This window comes from Kribbella sp. NPDC050124 (assembly GCF_044460355.1).
GTDB lineage: Bacteria > Actinomycetota > Actinomycetes > Propionibacteriales > Kribbellaceae > Kribbella.
Map to the genome: position 1 here is coordinate 45397 of NZ_JBITJU010000018.1, position 17972 is coordinate 63368.

Sequence of the window (17972 nt, forward strand, 5' to 3'; positions counted from 1 at the left end):
GCGTGCTGACGGTCGCCACGGTGAATGTGAACGGGATCAGGGCTGCTTACCGGAGAGGGATGGCGCCCTGGCTGGAGCAGACCGATCCGGATCTGCTGCTGATGCAGGAAGTCCGGGCGACCGACGACGTACTGCGGGAGCACCTCGGCGGCGACTGGCACATCGCGCACGCCGAGCCGACGATCGACGGGCACAAGGGCCGCGCCGGAGTGGCCATCGCGTCCCGGCGGCCGATCAAGGACGAGCGCGACGACATCGGTCCGGCTCGCTTCGCCGGGTGCGGGCGGTGGATCGAGGCCGACGTCGTACTGGACGACGGGTCGACGTTGACGGCGGTGAGCACGTACGTCTTCACCGGTGAGTTCGAGACGCCGCCGCGGCAGGAGGAGAAGTACGCGTTCCTGGACGCGATCACCGCACGGCTCGCCGAGCTGCGGGCCGACGGGCGGCACGTGCTGATGTGCGGCGACCTGAACATCGCGCACCGCGAGGTCGACCTGAAGGCCTGGAAGGCCAACCGCAAGAAGAGCGGCTTCCTGCCCGAGGAACGCGCCTGGATGGATCGCTTGTTCGACTCCGGCTGGGTCGACCTCGGCCGGCGCTTCGGCGGCGAAGGCCCCGGTCCGTACTCCTGGTGGTCCTGGCGCGGCAAGGCCTTCGACAACGACGCCGGCTGGCGCATCGACTACCAGATCGCCTCCCCCGACCTCGCCACCGCGGCGACCACCTGCACCATCCGCCGAGCCCCCACCTACGCCGAACGCTGGAGCGACCACGCCCCGGTCGTAGCGACGTACGACGCCTAGGCAGGCTGCCGCCGACGCAAGTCGACAGGTACGACGGCTTCACCGAACAGGTCGTCCAGCTGCTGCCAGGTCAGCGGCCCGAGCTCCTGCCGGATGATGGCGCGGACGACTCCCGGGAAGGGTGCCCCGAGCCGACCGAGCCGATGCAGGTCCGCGAGCCCCTCGCTGTCCTCGGGCAGCACACCTGCCGCGAGTTCCTTGCGGGTCTGCTGCACCGCTCCGAAGGCAGAGGTGGTGCTGAAGTTGCGTTCCTGCACCAGCGCGAGGCGGCCAAGTCCACACGTCCGGATCGTCTCCCGGCCGAAGTCACTTTGGTCCAGCGGTTCGACCGAGCCGTCGATGCCGAAGCGTAGATGCCGGGCTGGATCCCGCCGTCCGAACGGGTTCAGCAGCAGCGGCGTCTCGTGTTGTGCTTCGTCGGGGTTGCCGCGCACCGGCGGCTGCTTCACCGGGTAGAGGTTGCCCTTCCAGACCGAGTTGCAGACCGCGCAGGCCAGCAGGTAGTTGGTCCAGTCGTACGCCAGCCACCAGTAGCCGGCCGGCAACCGCTTCGACGGGCTCCGGCCGGTCAGCTTCGCCAGGTCGGCGGTCTCCCGGCCCCGCTCGGCCTCCCAGTTCACGAACTCCGTCACCGCCGCCTTCGGCGCGAAGTGCTCGACATCCCCGTGCTGGCCGGCGACGACCGGAAGCTCGCAGTACCCGCAGCGGCCATGCTGGGCAGCGCTGAAGGCGGCTTTGAAATCCTGCCAGATCGCCTTGGTGATCTTGGGCTCCTCGCCTCGCTCGTGCGCCGCGCGCAGAGCTGCGATCTCGGCGGCGACCTTGGTCACGAAGGCGTCCGGACGAGCCGGGCGCTTGTGCAGCATCATCGGCGACCACCCTCTCTGGCGCGCCGGCGTTGGACCGCGGCGGCGACGCTGGCGGCGATCCGGGCGCGTTCGAGCTCGTCGGCCTGACCGAGGTCGACCGCCTCCTGACGGATCACCTGCGCGGCCACACTCTGGGCGAGACGCTCCACGGACGTCTCCGCGAACGTCCCGACCCGGGCGCGAAGCTGTTCCTCGAGATCCGCCCGGCGGCGGCGCTGCGCCGGCGTCGGGTCCCGGGTGAGCAAGATCCTGCTGTGCTCGTCCACGAGCTCTGCGGTGTCCCGGTCGGTGGTCGTGCTCATGCCGAACCAGTCGCCGGTGAGCAATTGATCCGCACGCAGTCCCTTCGGCACGTCACGCGGCACTGCCTCCACTCCGGTGTTGCCGGTACGGCGCAGCAGCACGACCTCGCCCGGCTCCGTTTGCTGGAGGCACAGGGGGTCGTGCGTTGTCGCGATCACTCGGACTCGCGGGAAGACCGTGCGCAGCAGCGAGACGATGGCCATTCGCCACGTGGGATGCAGGTGGACCTCGAGCTCGTCGATGAGGAGGAGGCCTTCCGCGGAGGACATGCTCGGCCAGTAGGTGGCCAGGTGCTGGATCGCGTCTGCGGCGAGCGCGATCACCGAGCGGAAGCCGTCGCTGAGATCGGCCAGTGGCGCCGAACGCCCGTACGACGTCGCGTGCAGCCGACCGCTGCGTCGCAGCAGCCGGTCATCCGGCTCCATCGGCAACAGGGCCTTGAGGTCGGTCGCATGCAGGTTGAACAACTGCGCAGGGACGGCCTTGGTGTCGGCGAGCCAGGCCTCCGCGTCACTCAGGGTCGACCACGGATCGAAGAGGTTGTCCACGTCGACCCGGCGGGGGGAACGCATCGGAGTGCCGGCCGGCGGCAGCAGGCGGGTCGGCCCGTACCCGAGCACCATCACCTCCGGTACGTCGCCCTCGAAGGTGAAACCTGGTCGTCCCCGGCGGAACCCCAGCACGATCTCGCGCCCGTCGGTGAACGCCAACCGGATCTCACCGGTCTTTGCACCGTGCCGGACGACCGCGGCGGCATCCGGCTCCCGTAGCTGTCGCTCCCGCTCGTCCACCAGCGCCAGTGCGACGGCCTTCAACAAACTGCTCTTGCCCACGCCGTTCTCGCCCAGCAGCAGTAGCCACGGTTCGTTGTCGGGCAACGGGTCCCGGAACTCCAGAACCACCTCCCGGATCGCCCGGAAGTTCCGGACCTCGATCCGTTCCAGCTTCACGTTCGCCAGCAGTTCGTCGCCACCCGACGTCGGCGGCGGCGTCACGAGGACGGTCGGCCGCGGCCCGGCCGCCTCGTCCGGCAGCCTGCCTCGCACCAGGTCGTACGCCACCTCGTCGTCCAAGCCGTACGCGCGCCGCGTCGCCACACTGGCGTTCCGCTGCAGGAGGATCGTCCGCAGGGTCCAGCGCCGGATCCCGGCGAACGGCTGGTCGTCGGCGGTCAGCGCCTTGAGCGCCGCGCTGATCGAGGTGTATCCCTCCGGCAGGCCGAAGGGTTCCATCGCTCTCCGGATCTGCTGCGCCGCGGCCGACCGATCCTTGAGCAGCTTCGGCCGATTCAGTCCGAGGATCTGGATCGTCTGGAGTGCGCGGCCGCCCATGCCGGTGACAGTGCCGTCCTCCTCGTACTGAAAGTGGTGCTCGGGGTTGTCGTAGCAGGGATCGAGCAGCATCGGTCCCTCGACCAGCAGCTGCTGTCCTCTCGCCTCCGGCTCGGCCCGCGGCGCGGTCACCGGGAACCACTGGGCCTTGTTGCTGCGGCACGCCGTACAGATCGGGTAGAGGTTGTCCCAGTCGTAGGCCAGCCACCAGTAGTGGTCGCGCGACACCTCCCGGTCCTCGCCCATCGCCTCCTGCGGCGGGCGATGCCACTCGACCAACCCCTTGGCCGCCGGTGATTCGCAGTACGCGCACTTCTCGTCGAACATCGTCGACAACGCTGCGACGACTGCCTGATGCCGTACGAGCTTCAGGTCGAGCGGGTAGCGGCTCTGCCTCGTGTCGCCTTGGTGATAGCTGCGCAGGCGGTCCAGTGCACGTTTTCGCTGGCTGACCAGGACCGGCGGCGCCGGCGTCCGTTCCCGGCGGATCATTGCCTCGGCACCAATCGGAAGGCAGGCCGTGGATGCGGCACCGTGCCTGCGCCGGCCGGATGCGATTGCGACGCAGCCGAGTGCGCGTGCTTCATCAAGGCGTCGGTCAGGGCCAGTTCGGCGCCGGTCACTGCCTTGCCCCCGACCGGGTAGTTCTCGGTCGTGACGCCATACTCCTTCAGGAAGTCCTGGTATCCCTTCAGGTAGGCGTCGTTGAGGGTCGTGAGGACCTCGTCGAACTCCGACATCGCCACCCGGTAGCGGACCCACTTGTGCAGCTCGAAGTCGAAGTCGTCGAACAGCGCGGCGGCCTCGGCGCCCCGGTCCGCCACGTCCTCGATCACCTCCGGCTTCATCTTCAGGTTCATCCCACCTTCGCCGGGCTGCTCGCGAACCACGGCGACCCGGCCCCGGAACCCGGGCAGGGTGAGCTGCGTGGTGTCCACCCAGTTCTGCATGGTGCGCACGATCGCGGTCAGGAAGGACGAGGCCGAGCCGATCGGGTGCACCGGTGGCAATACCCCACTCGCGCCTTGCGATGCCCGCCAGACCAGGCCGGGCAGATCCGGGTGCGGCGACCCGAGATTGATCCCGAAGGTCGGCCGGCTCGGCCACGCGGCGTCGAAGAAGTGCATCGGGAAGTTGCTGGAGATCCCGCCGTCGGAGAACCACACCTCGACCAGCCCGCGCCGGCCGAAGGCCCGCGACCAGTCCACACAGAACATCGGCACGGCGCTGATCAGGCCGGGGAAGCTCAGGCTGATCCTGGCCGCCACCACGACCGGCAGGTCCCAGGCCGCAGGCAGGCGGCGGACCTGCTGGTCGTGACACGGACACTTCATCGAGACCGTCGCGGTCGCGCCGTCCCGGCTGTCGGTCTTGTCGTCGACCGGTGTCGAGTGCTCGACCAGGTGCGCGACCACCCGGTCGGGGAAGTAGTCGCGCAGCCGCCGCTCGCAGAAGAAGAAGATCCGCTCGCTGAACGGGAAGCGATAGGGCCGCCGCAGGGTCAGGTTGGTCGTCATCACCTCGAGCTCGATCAGTCGTGCCGACCGTGCGGCGAGCCGCTCCTCCGGCATCACCCGCCCGTTCTTCTTGTCGGCGATCGCCTGCTCGAGCTCGACCGCGTGGTCGCCCCACAGATCGCCGATGGTCAGCGGATGGCGGTCGGCCGGCAGGCCGGCGATCTCGTCGAGCTTGGCGGCCAGCCAGTCCGTGAGTGGTGGTTTGCCGACCGCCGGATCCTGGGTGTGGCCGTCGCACAGCCCGTACCCGTTCGCCTGCAGGCCCGCGAGACTCCGGCGAGCGAAGACCACCACGGACACCGCAGTCGCCAGGATCAGCGCGAGCGGACTCCAGACCAGCCCGGTCAGCACCACTCCCAGCCAGCCGCCCAGGTCGCTCGGCAGACCTCTGCTGATCAGCGTGATCAGGAGTGCCGGGACGAGCAGCGCGACCAGCGTCCCGGTGAAGACCCACGCCGTACAGCGGACGACTGTTTGCCAGGCCGCGCGGAGCTTCCGCCGGATCGGCCAGTCCGGCTCGAGCCACGAGCTCAGTACGGCGAACGCCGAGCTCGTGCCGCGTGAGGGCTGGAACAGGTCGGCCAGCGTGCTGCCGAGCTCGGTCGGCACAGCATGCAGCTTCTGGTAGCCGCCACGGTCGCGGCCGTACTCGGCGGCGGCTGCGATCGCGGCCGCGATCGCCCCGGCCGACGCTCCTCCGAGGCGGCGGAGCTTGTACTTCTCGGCCAGTGTGCAGACGGCGCGCGGGTAGACGATCCCGCTGCTGATGCCGCCTTTCATGATCACGTCGCACTCAGGCAGCGACCGGCCGGATTCCCCCTGTGTGGTCATGCTGTTACCCCCGGGATCAGCGTCTCGCCGCGTGCGGACGCGGTCAACAGGCCGGTCCGGGGAAACTCGCGTACGCCGGAGGGGGGTGTGCCGGGTAGTCTCGCGGCATGTCCGAGATTGAGTCTTTGAAGCCGCCGGTTGCGGCCCGCAAGCCGGTGGAGCGGCGTCACCACGGTGACGTGTTCGTCGACGAGTACGAGTGGTTGCGGGACAAGTCCGACGACGAGGTGCTGGGGTACCTGCGCGCGGAGAACTCCTACACCGAGGCGCGCACCGAGCACCTGGAATCGTTGCGTGAGGCAATCTTCAAGGAGATCTCGGACCGGACGCTGCAGACCGACCTGAGCGTGCCGGCCCGGCACGGCGGGTACTGGTACTACTCGCGCACGATCGAGGGCAAGCAGTACGCGATCCACTGCCGGGTGAAGGCCGACGACCACGAGCCGCCGGCGACCGACGGCGACATCCCGGGCGAAGAGGTGATGCTCGACGGCAACGAGGTGGCCGGCGACCACGAGTTCTTCTCGCTCGGCACGGTCGACGTCTCCCCCGACGGCCGCCTGCTCGCCTACTCGGTCGACCTCAAGGGCGACGAGCGGTTCACGCTGCGGATCAAGGACCTGGCGACCGGTGAGCTGCTGCCGGACGAGCTGCCCGAGGTGCACTACGGCTCGGCCTGGTCCGCGGACGGGTCCACGATCTTCTACACCAAGGTCGACGACGCCTGGCGGCCGTACCAGGTCTGGCGGCACACCCTCGGCGGGACCGACGACGTCCTGGTGATGGAGGAGCCCGACGAGCGGTTCTGGGTCGGCGTCGACCTGACCCGCAACGAGCAGGCGATCATGATCGGCCTCGGCAGCAAGCTGACCAGCGAGGTCTGGCTCCTCGACGCCAACGACCCGGCCGGTCAGCCGGTGGTGGTCGCGCCCCGCCGCGAGGGCGTCGAGTACGACGTCGAGCACGCCGGCGACCAGTTGCTGATCACGCACAACGCGGACGCCGCCAACTTCTCCCTCGCGACCGCGCCGCTCGACTCCCCCGCCTCCTGGACCACGCTGATCCAGGGCGACGAGACCAGCCGGCTGCTCGGCGTCGACGCGTTCGCCGATCACGTCATCCTCTACCGCCGCCGCGACGCACTCACCGAGCTCGCGATCATGCGCCGTACGGCGGACGGCTTCAGCGAGCCGGAGGCGCTGGAGTTCGACGAGCCGATCCACACCGTCTCCCCCGGTCGCAACGACGAGTGGCACGACACCCGCTACCGGTTCGGCTACACGTCGCTGGTGACCCCGGGTTCGACGTACGACGTGAATCTCGCGACCGGCGAGCGGCGACTGCTCAAGCAGCAGCCGGTGCTCGGTGGCGTCGACCTCGGCGCGTACACGCAGTACCGGGAGTGGGCGACGGCGGCGGACGGGACGTCGGTGCCGATCTCGCTGGTTGCCCGCAAGGACGTCATCAAGGACGGGAACGCGCCGGTCGTGCTCTACGGGTACGGCTCGTACGAGAGCTCGATGGATCCGTGGTTCTCGATCCCGCGGTTGTCGCTGCTGGACCGCGGTGTCGTGTTCGCGATCGCGCACGTGCGCGGTGGCGGCGAGCTCGGTCGGCAGTGGTACGACAACGGCAAGATGCTGACCAAGCGGAACACTTTCACCGACTTCGTCGCGGCGGGCGAGCACCTGGTCAAGGAGGGCTGGACGCGGCCGGAGCGGATCGTCGCCCAGGGTGGCAGCGCGGGCGGCCTGCTGATGGGCGCGGTGGCGAACCTGGCGCCGCACGCCTTCGGCGGGATCGTCGCCGAGGTGCCGTTCGTGGACGCGCTGACCACGATCCTCGACCCGTCGCTGCCGCTGACCGTGATCGAGTGGGAGGAGTGGGGCAACCCGCTCGAGGACGCCGCGGTGTACGAGTACATGAAGTCCTACTCGCCGTACGAGAACGTCACCGCGCAGCAGTATCCGCGGATCCTGGCGATCACCAGCCTGAACGACACCCGGGTGTTCTTCGTCGAGCCGGCCAAGTGGGTCGCGAAGCTGCGCGCCACCGCGACCGGAGCCGTCGACGTCCTGCTCAAGACCGAGATGGAAGCCGGCCACGGCGGCCGCTCCGGACGGTACGACGCCTGGCGCGAACTGGCCTTCACCCTCTCCTGGGAGCTCGACACTCTCGGCCTGACCTAACGCTTTGGTGGGGCCTGCCGATCCCCCCGGCAGTCCCCACCAAAGGGAGCCACCCGATGTCGGCGAGTGACGGTTTCGCGCGGGAACACGGCGGGTACTTGCGGCGTTGCTGTACTACGGAGAGATCAACCGTGTGTCGTGCAACACATTGTGCGGTCGGAAATACCCGGATTCTGGCCAGATTCTCAGGTTCGGGACCGGTGCGCCGCTGGACTCCGCCGGCGGAATTCCGGTGCAACCACCGCAGAAGTTGCGTGATCACGCCGAAATGCGCGCACGTTCGGGCCGCGGCGTCCGGCAAGCGGCCGCGAACGGGCAGGCAGACCCTGGTTTCCGCACCTGATCGGTGCCGGGAACTCTCAGGGAACGTTCAGGCTGTTTACACACTCGTCGTGGAATCTTGAACCTCACTCGAGCGTTGCTCTCCATGTAACGACGAAGGGAGTTTCGGTGGCTCGCACGACTCGTGTCCGCACCGCGGACGACGGTATCGACGGCAAGGACAGCGTCGGTCTCTACCTCGAAGAGATCGCGCGCACGCCCCTGCTGACGGCTGAGGAAGAGGTCGAGCTCGCTGAGACGGTCGAGGCAGGTCTCCTCGCGGAGCAGCTGCTGGCCGAGGGGCGGGTTGGACGCAAGAAGGGCGGAGCGCCCAAATATGCGACGGAGGAAGAGCTGCAGTGGCTGGCCGACGAGGGCCAGCGCGCGCAGCAGCGGTTCGTGACCGCGAACCTCCGGCTGGTGGTGTCGATCGCGCGCCGCTACGGACGATCCCAGATGCCGCTGCTGGACTTGGTCCAGGAGGGCAACACGGGTCTGATCCGGGCGGTGGAGAAGTTCGACTACCGCAAGGGATTCAAGTTCTCGACGTACGCGACCTGGTGGGTGCGGCAGGCCATCACCCGCGGTATCGCGCAGCAGGCCCGCGTGGTCCGGCTGCCGGTGCACGTGGTGGAGCAGCTGAACCAGATCGGGTCGGCCCGGCGCACGCTGGAGCGCAAGCTCGGGCGGGAGCCGGAGATCGACGAGATCGCGGCGGAGCTGGACCTGGACGAGGAGCGGGTCACCGAGCTGATCCGGATCGGCCGGGACCACATCAGCCTGGACAACCCGATCGACGACGAGGGCGAGACCTCGCTGGGTGACCTGATCGCGGCCGAGACCGCGCCGGGTCCGGACCAACTGGTCGCGGACGCGTCGGACCGCTCGGGCCTGTTCAGCCTGGTCGACCAGCTCGACCCGCGGTCCGCGGACGTGATCCGGCGCCGCTACGGCCTGCACGACGGCCGCCAGGCGAAGCTCGCCGACATCGGCGCCGTGCACGGCATCTCCGCCGAGCGCGTCCGCCAGATCGAACGCGAGGCCCTGGGCCGGCTGCGCCTGCTCGCCGACCCGACCCTGGCCGCGTAAGCCACACCCCGAAACCCCCAGCAAGGACCCCCGAGCCGCAATCGCGGCCGGGGGTCCTTTCACATGCCTAGGACCAGTGGATCCAGGACTCGACCGGCAGGTGGTCGCTGGGGAACTGGCCGTCCTTGCTGAAGGTGTTGATCGACGCCTCCGAGACGCGCAGTCCCGGCGTGGTCAGGATCCAGTCGATCCGGGCGCCGTTCGGGGTGAGCGGCCGGTAGCCGTGGAAGGTGGCGTACAGGGCGCTGCGGCGCTCGGCCGTCACCCAGCTGTCGGCGAGCTTGCCGCTGGTCACGAGCTTGTCGTAGACGGTCACTCCCGCGGCCGCGGCCTCGTTGAAGTCACCGGTCATGATCACCGGGAGCGCCGGGTTCAGCGCGGCCATCCGCTGCAGGATGAGGTCGGCCGACTTGGACCGCGCGGTCGCGTCGAATGCCTCCAGGTGCGTGTTGATCGCGTAGAACTCCTTCGACGTCGCCTTGTCCTTGAACCGGACCCACGTCACCATCCGCGCGCAGCAGCCACCCCAGGTCTTCGAGCCGATCACCTCGGGGGTGTCGGACAGCCAGTAGTGGTCGTACTCGAGCGGCTGCAGGCGGCGCGTGTCGAAGAAGATCATCATGAACTCGCCCTTGCTGCCGCCCTCGCGGCCCAGCCCGATCGAGTCGTACGACGGCCCCAGGTCGGCGGAGATGTCCTGCAGTTGGCCGTACAACCCCTCCTGGGTGCCGATCAACTGGGGCCGCGCCTCGCGCAACTGCTCCCGCATCACGGGCCGGCGGGCGCTCCACTCGTTGGGCGGGGTGTCGCTGGCGTACCGCAGGTTGTACGACATCACGTGCAGCGGCTGCGCCGAGCCACCACCGGCAGGCGCGAGGGCGCCGTACTGGTTGGTGGTGGCTTGGGAGACGCCACTGGTCAGGGTCAGGCCGGCGACAGCCGCCGCGACGAGCGCGGCGAATCTACGACGGGTGCTGAACATGGTTGGAAACCTCCATGGGCGGGGAGTTCGGAGGTTGGACGTTAACCAGAGTCGGTGTCCGGCGGCTAGCCGTAGCGCGTCGAGCACGTGACGGGACGGTTCAGGCGGCGGCCGCGTTCCATCGGTCGATCAGCGCCGGCAGCTCGGCGAGGCGGCGCACGGTCGCGTCCGGAGTGCCCTCGGTGTGGCCGACTTGCTCGACCGGGATTGCGCTGTGCGGGATGTGGGCGGCGCGCATGCCGACGTTCTGCGCGCCCCAGACGTCGTCGAACAGCCGGTCGCCGACGAACAGGCAGCGCGCCGGGTCGGTCTCGCCGACCGCCTTCATCGCGGCCAGGAACGCCTCCGGGTGCGGCTTGGTGTACGCGATCTCGCTGGTGTAGACGGCACCGTCCAGCAGCTCCAGTACGGCGTCGCGCGCGAAGATCTCCTCGTGGTGCCGGCGCGGCCAGATCGTGTTCGACAGCACGCCGATCTTCAGCCCGCGCGCCCGCAGGTCCCGCAGCGTCTGGACGGCGTCCGGCTCGAGCTCGGTGTGTGGGTGCCACTGCCGCTCGTACTCCGCCAGCGCTGCCGGGGTCATCACCACCTCGGCCAGGAGGCAGACCTCCTCGAGCGTGCTGCTCAGGTGCTCGTCGCGGGACCGCAACCAGATCGACCGCTCCGCCTCGACCAGCCGCGCCGCCAACTCGTCCGCCCGGGCGTCGTCGATCAGCTCCGTCACCGACCGCCAGACGGCGTACAGATCGATGTCGTGCCAGGTGGCCAGCGTGCCGCCCCAGTCGAACAGGACGGCTTCGATCTTCGTGTTCGTCACAGCCGACACCCTGCCAGACCGCGCCGACAGTCTCCTCCGGTTTCAGCTGAACCGGGCGATCTCGTGCCGCTTGGCCAGCCAGACGACGGCGGCGGCGTACAGCGCGAGCGCGGGCACGTCCACGACCAGCAGCGTCCACGGCGCCCCGCCCTGCTCGTCCCAGCCGTCCAGCTGACCCATTGCCGCAGGCAACAAGAAGGCGAACAGGTTGTTCAGCGCGTGCACCGTGATGGCCGCCTCCAGACCACCGGTCCGGACGGTCAGCCAGCCGATCGTCATCGCGAACACGAAGATGTCGGCCATCGCCCAGCCGGTGTACCCGTGCGCCGACACGAACGCCAGGCTGCTGATCACGATCCCCGGCCACGGCGTGCGCAGCAAGGCCTTGACCCGCTCCGCGCGGCCCGCCACCTGGTCCGGTCCGTAGGCGCCGACCGCCTGGATCAGCCAGCCGCGGAACACGAACTCCTCCGCCGCGGACTGGAACGGCACCAGGAAGACGATCACCAGCGCCGGCACGATGAACGCGCCCCAACCCACCCACGAGCCTTCGTCCACCGCGACCGGGTCCTGACTCGGGAAGAGCTGGTCGACGAGGAGGCCGAGCGCGTAGGAGACCACGATGTACCCGAGGCCGGGCAGGCAGGACAGCAGCAGCCAGCGCCAGCGGATCCGGTTCAGCACCGAAGCCACGCTGAACCATGGCCGCCGCTGCACGAGCCAGGCACTCAGCAGCACCACGGGAGTCAGGATCGCGAGCGAGATCAGGGTGGCTGCCAGGTTCTCGATGTCGCTCGGGAAGAGGTTGTTGCCCTGCGGATCGGGGAGCTCGCCGGCGAGCAGACCGTGGATGATCGTCCATCCGAGGAACACTGCCGCTGTGAGTATGACCGCGCCGGCGCCGAGGAACAGCGTGCCGACGATCGGCCGCCACCACGCGTGCTTCGGAGTACGGGCCAGCCGGTGGTACGGCGTACCGGACGGCGCCGGGATGACGCGGGGCTCGCGGTAGCCGAACTGGCCTGGGTACGGCTGCGGTGCGCCCCACTGCTGGGGGTAGGGCGGCGGATACTGGCCGGGTTGCGGGTACGGCGGCGGGTAGGCCCCCGGTGGTGGGTAAGCGCCCGGTGGTGGGTAGGCCCCCGGGGGTGGTTGCTGATATGGACCGGCAGGCGGATACGGCCCCTGCTGCGGGTGGGGCGGCGGTGGCGGGTACTGCCCCGGCTGCGAGGATTGCCCGGGTTGTTGCGGGTCCATGACTGGACTCTAGAAGATCGGGACAAGTAGCAGGTGGAGGAGAGCCCAGTGGTGACTGATCCGACTCCAGGACCGACCGCGTCCACGCGAGTACTGCCGCAGTCCGTGCTGATGCCCCTCACCGGCTCGGCGATCTTCCTGGTGGTCCGGATCGAGCCCGGCGGCGAGGAGAAAGCCCGCGACCTGCTCGAGCGGGTCAGCGGCCTGACCCGATCGGTCGGCTTCCGGGTGCCGGCCGGGAACCTGTCCTGTGTGACCAGCATCGGCTCGGATGTCTGGGACCGGCTGTTCAGCGGCCCGCGACCGGCCGAGCTGCACCCGTTCGTCGAGCTGCGGGGCGCCAACCACCACGCAGTCGCCACCCCCGGCGATCTGCTGTTCCACATCCGCGCCGCGCACACCGACCAGTGCTTCGAGCTCGCGAACCAGATCATGTCCGTGCTCGACGGCGCCGCGACGGTCGTCGACGAAGTGCACGGGTTCAAGTACTTCGAGATGCGCGACCTGCTCGGGTTCGTCGACGGCACCGAGAACCCGACCGGCTCCGAGGCCGAGGACGCCGTCCTGGTCGGGGCCGAGGACCCGGACTTCGCCGGCGGCAGCTACGTGATTGTGCAGAAGTACCTGCACGACATGAAGGCGTGGAACTCGCTGTCCGTCGAGCAGCAGGAGCACGTGGTCGGCCGGACCAAGCTGGACGACATCGAGCTCGACGACGACGTGAAGCCGTCCAACGCGCACATCGCGCTGAACGTGATCGAGGACGCGGACGGCAACGAGCTGCAGATCCTGCGCGACAACATGCCGTTCGGGACGATCGGCACGCGGGAGTTCGGCACCTACTTCATCGGCTACGCGAAGTCGCCCGCGGTCACCGAGCTGATGCTGCGGCGGATGTTCATCGGCGAGCCCGAGGGCAACCACGACCGCATCCTCGACTTCTCCACCGCGGTCACCGGCACGTTGTTCTTCACCCCGTCGGCAGCCTTCCTCGACGACCTCCCGCCGGCTCCCTGACCCACCCAGAAGGGGCAGGGAGCCGGGGGAAGACTCACTCCCCGAACAGCGGCTCGTCGACGGCGTTGTTGACCAGCCGGAAGTCCATGGGGCGCTCGAAGGTGCCCGGCACCTTGCCGAGGCTCTGGATGACGGTGGCGATGCCGTTGGCGTGCCCAACGGCGTACAGGTAACCGGATTTGGTGTCCTTGTCGATGCCGAGCAGCAGCGTCCCGTTGCGGCCGCACCGGCCGGCCATCAGCGTCTCGAAGCCCTGCCAGGTCGCGGCCCGGACCTTCTTGACGACCGGAGTCGCCGGCTGGCTGTGCGGGATCCGCACCGTGTACAGCGCTCCCCCACGCGTGGTCACGAGCAGCGTGTCGTAGGTCGCCGTACGGCTGAACAGGGCCATGGTCTTGACCGCGGCGAAACCGCTGAAGAGCCCGTTGCGCGTCCAGACCGGCTTGTCGTTCACGTACCGCACCACCCAGCGGTACAGCGTGCCGTCGGAGTGCAGCCCGTAGTGCCGTTCGCCAGGCTCCGCATCCGACCCCAGCGGCTGCGACGTCACCAGTGCGCGGAACCCGGTCCAGCCACCGCCGATCCGGATCAGCCGGCTGTCGTTGGGCACCTCCGACCGGCTGTCCACCCAGTAGCTGAAGTCGTAGAGCACGTCACCGGCGACCAAGTAGCCGCCGAAGCCACGGGTGTCGAAGTCGGCGTCCGGGTTCACGAACCAGTCGGAGTAGAAGCGGACCGGCAGGTTGAGCACGCCGCGGCCACTGAGGTTGTCGGTGCGCCTGATCGGCTTGGTCGCCTCCAGGTAGCTGCTGAAGTGGTCGCCAGCCGTCGCTGACGCGGCCGTGACGGTGCACGGGACCGTCGCAGTGGGTGCTGCTGAGGCCGGTGTGGTCATCAGCGCCCCGGTGACTGCCAGACCGGTGGCCGCGGCGAGCGTACGTCGCATGAGGTCCCTTCCCAGAACAAGCCGTTGTTACCAGCGATGCGCGGGCGGCCGGGAAAGTTGCAGGGCCGGAAGTGTCGGTGCGAAGGGTGAGACTGTGGTCATGTTGCTCACCGAGGTGGTCGAGACGTCGGCCGCGCTGACCGGGACCCGGTCGCGGCTGAAGAAGGCGGAGTTCATCGCCGGGTTGCTGACGTCCGCGACCGACCCTCTGGAGACCGAGATCGCGGTGACTTACCTGTCCGGCGAGCTGCGCCAGCGCCGGACCGGGGTCGGCTGGCGGACCCTCATGAACGCGCCGGATCCGGCCGAGACGCCGTCGCTGAGTGTCGAGGAGGTCGATCGCGCGTTCGCTGAGCTCTCCGAGATGGCCGGCGCCGGCTCGCAGGCACGGCGGCGGGAGGCAGTGGACGCGCTGTTCGGGCGGGCGACCGAGGCGGAGCAGCGGTTCCTCCGGTTGCTGGTCGGCGGTGAGCTGCGGCAAGGCGCGCTGGACGGCGTGATGGCCGACGCGGTTGCGCGTGCGACCGGGATCCCGCTGGAGAAGATCCGGGCGGCGACCATGCTGCGCGGTGCGGCCGCTCCGGTGGCCGTCGCCGTGCTGACCGAGGGCGAGGCAGGGCTCGCGCAGTTCGGGCTGGAGGTCGGGCGTGGGGTGCAGCCGATGCTGGCGCAGTCCGCGACCAGCGTCGCCGAAGCGCTCGCCAAGACAGGTACGCCGGCCGCCCTCGAGTGGAAGCTGGACGGGATCCGGATCCAGGCGCACCGCGATGGGTCGAACGTCGTCGTCTACACGCGGACGCTCGACGACATCACCACGCGAGTGCCTGAGGTCGTGGACGCCGTACTGGCCCTGGACGCCGAGCAGGTGGTCCTCGACGGCGAGCTGATCGCGCTGCGGGCGGACAGGCGACCGGAGCCGTTCCAGGTGACCGGCTCCCGGACGGCGACGCGATCGGCGACCGGTCCCGAGTCGGTGCCGCTGACGCCGTACTTCTTCGACATCCTGCACCAGGACGGGCAGGACCTGCTCGGGCTCGACGGCGCCGCGCGACACGAGTGGCTGAGCAAGCTGATCCCGGAGGAGCAACGGATCCCCCGGCTCGTGACCGACGACGCGGACGCGGGTCACGACTTCTTCGTGGACGCGGTGAAGCGCGGGCACGAGGGCGTGATGGTGAAGTCCCTGACAGTGCCGTACGAAGCCGGTCGGCGCGGGTCGGGCTGGGTGAAGGTGAAGCAGACGCACACGCTCGACCTGCTCGTGCTGGCGGCCGAGTGGGGTCATGGGCGTCGGACCGGCTGGCTGTCGAACCTTCATCTGGGCGCCCGGGACTCGGAGACCGGCGAGTTCGTGATGCTCGGGAAGACGTTCAAGGGCCTGACGGACGAGCTGCTGCGCTGGCAGACCGAGCGCTTCCAGGAGCTTGCGGTACGGCGGGACGACTACGCCGTCTACCTCCGTCCGCAGATCGTCGTGGAGATCGCCTTCGACGGGGTGCAGACCTCGCCGCGGTATCCGGCGGGGATGGCGTTGCGGTTCGCACGGGTCGTGCGTTACCGCGACGACAAGACGCCGGATCAGGTGGATACAGTGCAGACCGTGCGAGCAATTCACGAAGGCGGTGCGGATGAGTGAGCCGGTGGAGGATCCAGATATCGTGTCGCGGCGGATCGCCCGCGAGTCGCTGGACCGGGACGACCCGACCGGCTGGTTCGAGCGGCTCTACTCGGCCGCATCGGAGGGCGCGGCAGTCGTGCCGTGGGATCGCGGAACGGCGCACGCGCAGCTGACGGAGTGGGCCGAGGAGTCGCAGCCGTCCGGCGCCGGCAAGTCGGCGCTGGTCGTCGGAGCCGGGACCGGGTGGGACGCGGAGCTGGTCGCCGACCTCGGGTACGACACGACCGCCTTCGACATCTCCCCCAGCGCGGTCGCGGCCGCACAGCGCAACCACCCGGACTCGGCCGTGCACTACCTCACCGCCGATCTGCTGGCGCCGCCACCCGAGTGGAACCGCGCCTTCGACCTCGTGGTCGAGATCTATACCGTCCAGGCACTGCCGATCGAGCTCCAGCCGGCAGCGATCAAGCAGGTCGGTGAACAAGTCGCCCCTGGCGGCGCTCTGCTCGTCATCGCGGCCGCCCGCCCGGACGACCAACCCGATGAAGACGTCGAGGGCCCGCCGTGGCCGCTCACGCGCACCACGATCGAGTCGTTCGCCACTTCCGATCTGCACCTCATCCAGCTCGCCCAGGCTCCCAGCCCCACGGATCCCACGATCCTGCGCTGGCGGGCCGAGTACCTCCGCGACTAGACAAACCGTTCGACACGCTCAGCCGCTCGCCAGCAGACTTGCAGTCTTTGGGATGAGGAGCTGAATGAGTTCGCCGTGGGGTCGGGTCGAGCGACTGGATGCTGATCGGGTCGCCGATCAGGTGGCTGAGGCGACCGGCATCCGGCTGCGCGTGGACGGGCTGTGTGCCGGCGGTGAGGTCGGCGCCGCGTTCGTGCGGTGGCCGGACGGACGGCGGGCAGTGCTCAAGTGGCGGCCGGGTACCCGACTCGAAGATCTGCAGGCGGGACCGATCGCGGTCTCCGAAGCCGTTCGAGCCGCGGGCGCTCCGGTCCCGGAGACTCAGCTGGCAGTGCAGCTGGGGCCTGCGATCGCCACCGTCCAGGAACTGTTGCCCGGAGCACCGATCGCCCGGCTCGACGAGGCCGGCTTGGACCAGGCGCTGGCGTTCAACGAGCTTCAGGCCGGGCTCTTGCAGAGTCGCCCGGACATCGCGCCGCTCGAGCTGTTCCTGCGCAGCGACGGGCCGGGCTTCTGTCTGCACGGTCCCCTGCGCGCACATGGTCGCCGTACGGCGCGCCTCGACGACTGGATCACCGCGGTCGGTGCCGCGCATCTCGGCCCGTTGGACGGTCCCGACGCGGTGCACGTCGACTTCCATCCCGGCAATCTGCTGGCCGTCGACGGCAAGATCACCGGGATCATCGACTGGGACGGCGCCGGTCGTGGTGACTGCCGGCTGGACCTGGTCACGCTCCGATTCGGCATCCACGCTAACGCTCCGGATCCCGCGGTTGTCGCGCGACTGGACGCCGTACTCGACACCTTCGGGGATGACGCGCTGCGGCCGTTGTGGGCGCATATGAGTCTGCGGATGGTCGACTGGGCGATCCGGCACTTCACGCCGGCTGCCGTCGACCACTGGGTGGAACTCGCGGAGTCCCGAACGGACTAGGGCCACGCCTCGTCGACTGGCGGAGCTCCCACCTGCCGTGTGCGCCACATGTCTTTGCGGCAGGCGGAAGCCCGACTCGCCGGATACCCTCCGCTGCCGGAAGTGGAGAGGAGCCACGTCCGGCAATCCGGCGCCCTGCATGCCGCCGTGCTACCGGCGGCAGCCATCGTTACCAGTCGACGCCTGACACATTCGCCTCCCCCAGTCGCGTACAGCTGTCTTGGTCCGCCACCAGCCCCGGTCAGGGGTGCCTGGCGACGACCCGGCGCAGAACAAGGCAGAACCAATGGATTCGGGACCTGCTTCACCGGGTCCGAGACCGCGGTGGTCCTCCGGTTCCAGAGTCCGGACGACCAGGTCCGAGCAGCACCAAACTCCTCCCCAAGCCGAAGTAGCTTCGGCCGCCGGGGTCTGGGGCATGCCTCGATAGGTGACAAACGCTACCGCTCCA

14 protein-coding genes are annotated in these 17972 nt (G+C 69.2%); 7 read left to right on the forward strand and 7 right to left on the reverse strand.

The window, feature by feature from the left end; all coding sequences use genetic code 11:
* The first annotated feature begins 2 nt into the window (after positions 1 to 2).
* Positions 3 to 806, forward strand: coding sequence for an exodeoxyribonuclease III (locus ACIBL3_RS32260; protein ID WP_396357550.1), 804 nt, complete (start codon positions 3 to 5; stop codon positions 804 to 806).
* On the opposite strand, the gene ACIBL3_RS32265 is transcribed toward ACIBL3_RS32260, so the two are convergent.
* The 3 genes from ACIBL3_RS32265 to ACIBL3_RS32275 are packed head-to-tail and all read right to left on the reverse strand — an operon-like array spanning position 803 to position 5657.
* A complete protein-coding gene (locus ACIBL3_RS32265; RefSeq protein WP_396357551.1) occupies positions 803 to 1675 on the reverse strand; it encodes a hypothetical protein in 873 nt (290 codons plus the stop codon). The two genes, ACIBL3_RS32260 and ACIBL3_RS32265, sit on opposite strands and share 4 nt — an antisense overlap.
* Positions 1672 to 3801 (reverse strand): AAA family ATPase, encoded by a 2130-nt coding sequence (locus ACIBL3_RS32270; protein ID WP_396357552.1) that lies wholly within the window; start codon positions 3799 to 3801, stop codon positions 1672 to 1674. The genes ACIBL3_RS32265 and ACIBL3_RS32270 overlap by 4 nt, the downstream gene beginning before the upstream one ends.
* Positions 3798 to 5657, reverse strand: a complete 1860-nt coding sequence (locus tag ACIBL3_RS32275) for a hypothetical protein (protein WP_396357553.1) — start codon at positions 5655 to 5657, stop codon at positions 3798 to 3800. Before ACIBL3_RS32275 ends, ACIBL3_RS32270 begins: the two co-directional genes overlap by 4 nt.
* 107 nt (positions 5658 to 5764) lie before the next feature.
* Between ACIBL3_RS32275 and ACIBL3_RS32280 the strand changes: the two genes are divergently transcribed.
* Both ACIBL3_RS32280 and ACIBL3_RS32285 read left to right on the forward strand, forming a co-directional pair.
* Positions 5765 to 7846: a S9 family peptidase gene (locus ACIBL3_RS32280; RefSeq protein WP_396357554.1), complete on the forward strand. Its 2082-nt coding sequence runs from the start codon at positions 5765 to 5767 to the stop codon at positions 7844 to 7846.
* A gap of 450 nt (positions 7847 to 8296) precedes the next feature.
* Positions 8297 to 9256, forward strand: a complete 960-nt coding sequence (locus tag ACIBL3_RS32285) for a sigma-70 family RNA polymerase sigma factor (RefSeq protein ID WP_360523741.1) — start codon at positions 8297 to 8299, stop codon at positions 9254 to 9256.
* 67 nt (positions 9257 to 9323) lie between these two features.
* Here the strand turns inward: ACIBL3_RS32285 and ACIBL3_RS32290 are convergent, their stop codons facing one another.
* The 3 genes from ACIBL3_RS32290 to ACIBL3_RS32300 form a co-directional block, all read right to left on the reverse strand.
* Complete coding sequence (locus ACIBL3_RS32290) at positions 9324 to 10238, reverse strand: endonuclease/exonuclease/phosphatase family protein (RefSeq protein WP_396357555.1); 915 nt, start codon at positions 10236 to 10238, stop codon at positions 9324 to 9326.
* Between the two features lie 100 nt (positions 10239 to 10338).
* Positions 10339 to 11055 (reverse strand): HAD family hydrolase, encoded by a 717-nt coding sequence (locus ACIBL3_RS32295; protein WP_396357557.1) that lies wholly within the window; start codon positions 11053 to 11055, stop codon positions 10339 to 10341.
* Positions 11056 to 11097: 42 nt separating this feature from the next.
* Positions 11098 to 12312: a lysostaphin resistance A-like protein gene (locus tag ACIBL3_RS32300; RefSeq protein ID WP_396357558.1), complete on the reverse strand. Its 1215-nt coding sequence runs from the start codon at positions 12310 to 12312 to the stop codon at positions 11098 to 11100.
* 51 nt (positions 12313 to 12363) lie between these two features.
* Between ACIBL3_RS32300 and ACIBL3_RS32305 the strand changes: the two genes are divergently transcribed.
* Positions 12364 to 13329 carry a Dyp-type peroxidase gene (locus tag ACIBL3_RS32305; RefSeq protein WP_396357559.1) on the forward strand — a complete coding sequence of 322 codons (966 nt, stop codon included), beginning with the start codon at positions 12364 to 12366 and terminating at the stop codon, positions 13327 to 13329.
* A 34-nt stretch (positions 13330 to 13363) separates the two neighbouring features.
* Here ACIBL3_RS32305 and ACIBL3_RS32310 read toward each other — a convergent pair whose 3' ends face one another.
* On the reverse strand, positions 13364 to 14275 hold the full coding sequence (locus tag ACIBL3_RS32310) for a hypothetical protein (RefSeq protein ID WP_396357560.1): 912 nt from the start codon (positions 14273 to 14275) through the stop codon (positions 13364 to 13366).
* Between the two features lie 100 nt (positions 14276 to 14375).
* Here ACIBL3_RS32310 and ACIBL3_RS32315 point away from each other — a divergent pair, with 100 nt between their 5' ends.
* The 3 genes from ACIBL3_RS32315 to ACIBL3_RS32325 all read left to right on the forward strand — a co-directional run bounded on the left by ACIBL3_RS32315 (position 14376) and on the right by ACIBL3_RS32325 (position 17521).
* Positions 14376 to 15911 carry an ATP-dependent DNA ligase gene (locus tag ACIBL3_RS32315; RefSeq protein ID WP_396357561.1) on the forward strand — a complete coding sequence of 512 codons (1536 nt, stop codon included), beginning with the start codon at positions 14376 to 14378 and terminating at the stop codon, positions 15909 to 15911.
* On the forward strand, positions 15904 to 16587 hold the full coding sequence (locus tag ACIBL3_RS32320; protein WP_396357562.1) for a class I SAM-dependent methyltransferase: 684 nt from the start codon (positions 15904 to 15906) through the stop codon (positions 16585 to 16587). The genes ACIBL3_RS32315 and ACIBL3_RS32320 overlap by 8 nt, the downstream gene beginning before the upstream one ends.
* Before the next feature lie 64 nt (positions 16588 to 16651).
* A complete protein-coding gene (locus ACIBL3_RS32325; protein ID WP_396357563.1) occupies positions 16652 to 17521 on the forward strand; it encodes an aminoglycoside phosphotransferase family protein in 870 nt (289 codons plus the stop codon).
* Positions 17522 to 17972: the final 451 nt, after the last annotated feature.

Coding starts and splice junctions, on each gene's coding strand:
- ACIBL3_RS32320 (WP_396357562.1), top strand. CDS start 15,904: ATGAGTGAGCCGGTGGAGGATCCAGATATCGTGTCGCGGCGGATCGCC.
- ACIBL3_RS32290 (WP_396357555.1), bottom strand. CDS start 10,238: ATGTTCAGCACCCGTCGTAGATTCGCCGCGCTCGTCGCGGCGGCTGTC.
- ACIBL3_RS32275 (WP_396357553.1), bottom strand. CDS start 5,657: ATGACCACACAGGGGGAATCCGGCCGGTCGCTGCCTGAGTGCGACGTG.
- ACIBL3_RS32310 (WP_396357560.1), bottom strand. CDS start 14,275: ATGCGACGTACGCTCGCCGCGGCCACCGGTCTGGCAGTCACCGGGGCG.
- ACIBL3_RS32280 (WP_396357554.1), top strand. CDS start 5,765: ATGTCCGAGATTGAGTCTTTGAAGCCGCCGGTTGCGGCCCGCAAGCCG.
- ACIBL3_RS32265 (WP_396357551.1), bottom strand. CDS start 1,675: ATGATGCTGCACAAGCGCCCGGCTCGTCCGGACGCCTTCGTGACCAAG.
- ACIBL3_RS32300 (WP_396357558.1), bottom strand. CDS start 12,312: ATGGACCCGCAACAACCCGGGCAATCCTCGCAGCCGGGGCAGTACCCG.
- ACIBL3_RS32270 (WP_396357552.1), bottom strand. CDS start 3,801: ATGATCCGCCGGGAACGGACGCCGGCGCCGCCGGTCCTGGTCAGCCAG.
- ACIBL3_RS32315 (WP_396357561.1), top strand. CDS start 14,376: ATGTTGCTCACCGAGGTGGTCGAGACGTCGGCCGCGCTGACCGGGACC.
- ACIBL3_RS32325 (WP_396357563.1), top strand. CDS start 16,652: ATGAGTTCGCCGTGGGGTCGGGTCGAGCGACTGGATGCTGATCGGGTC.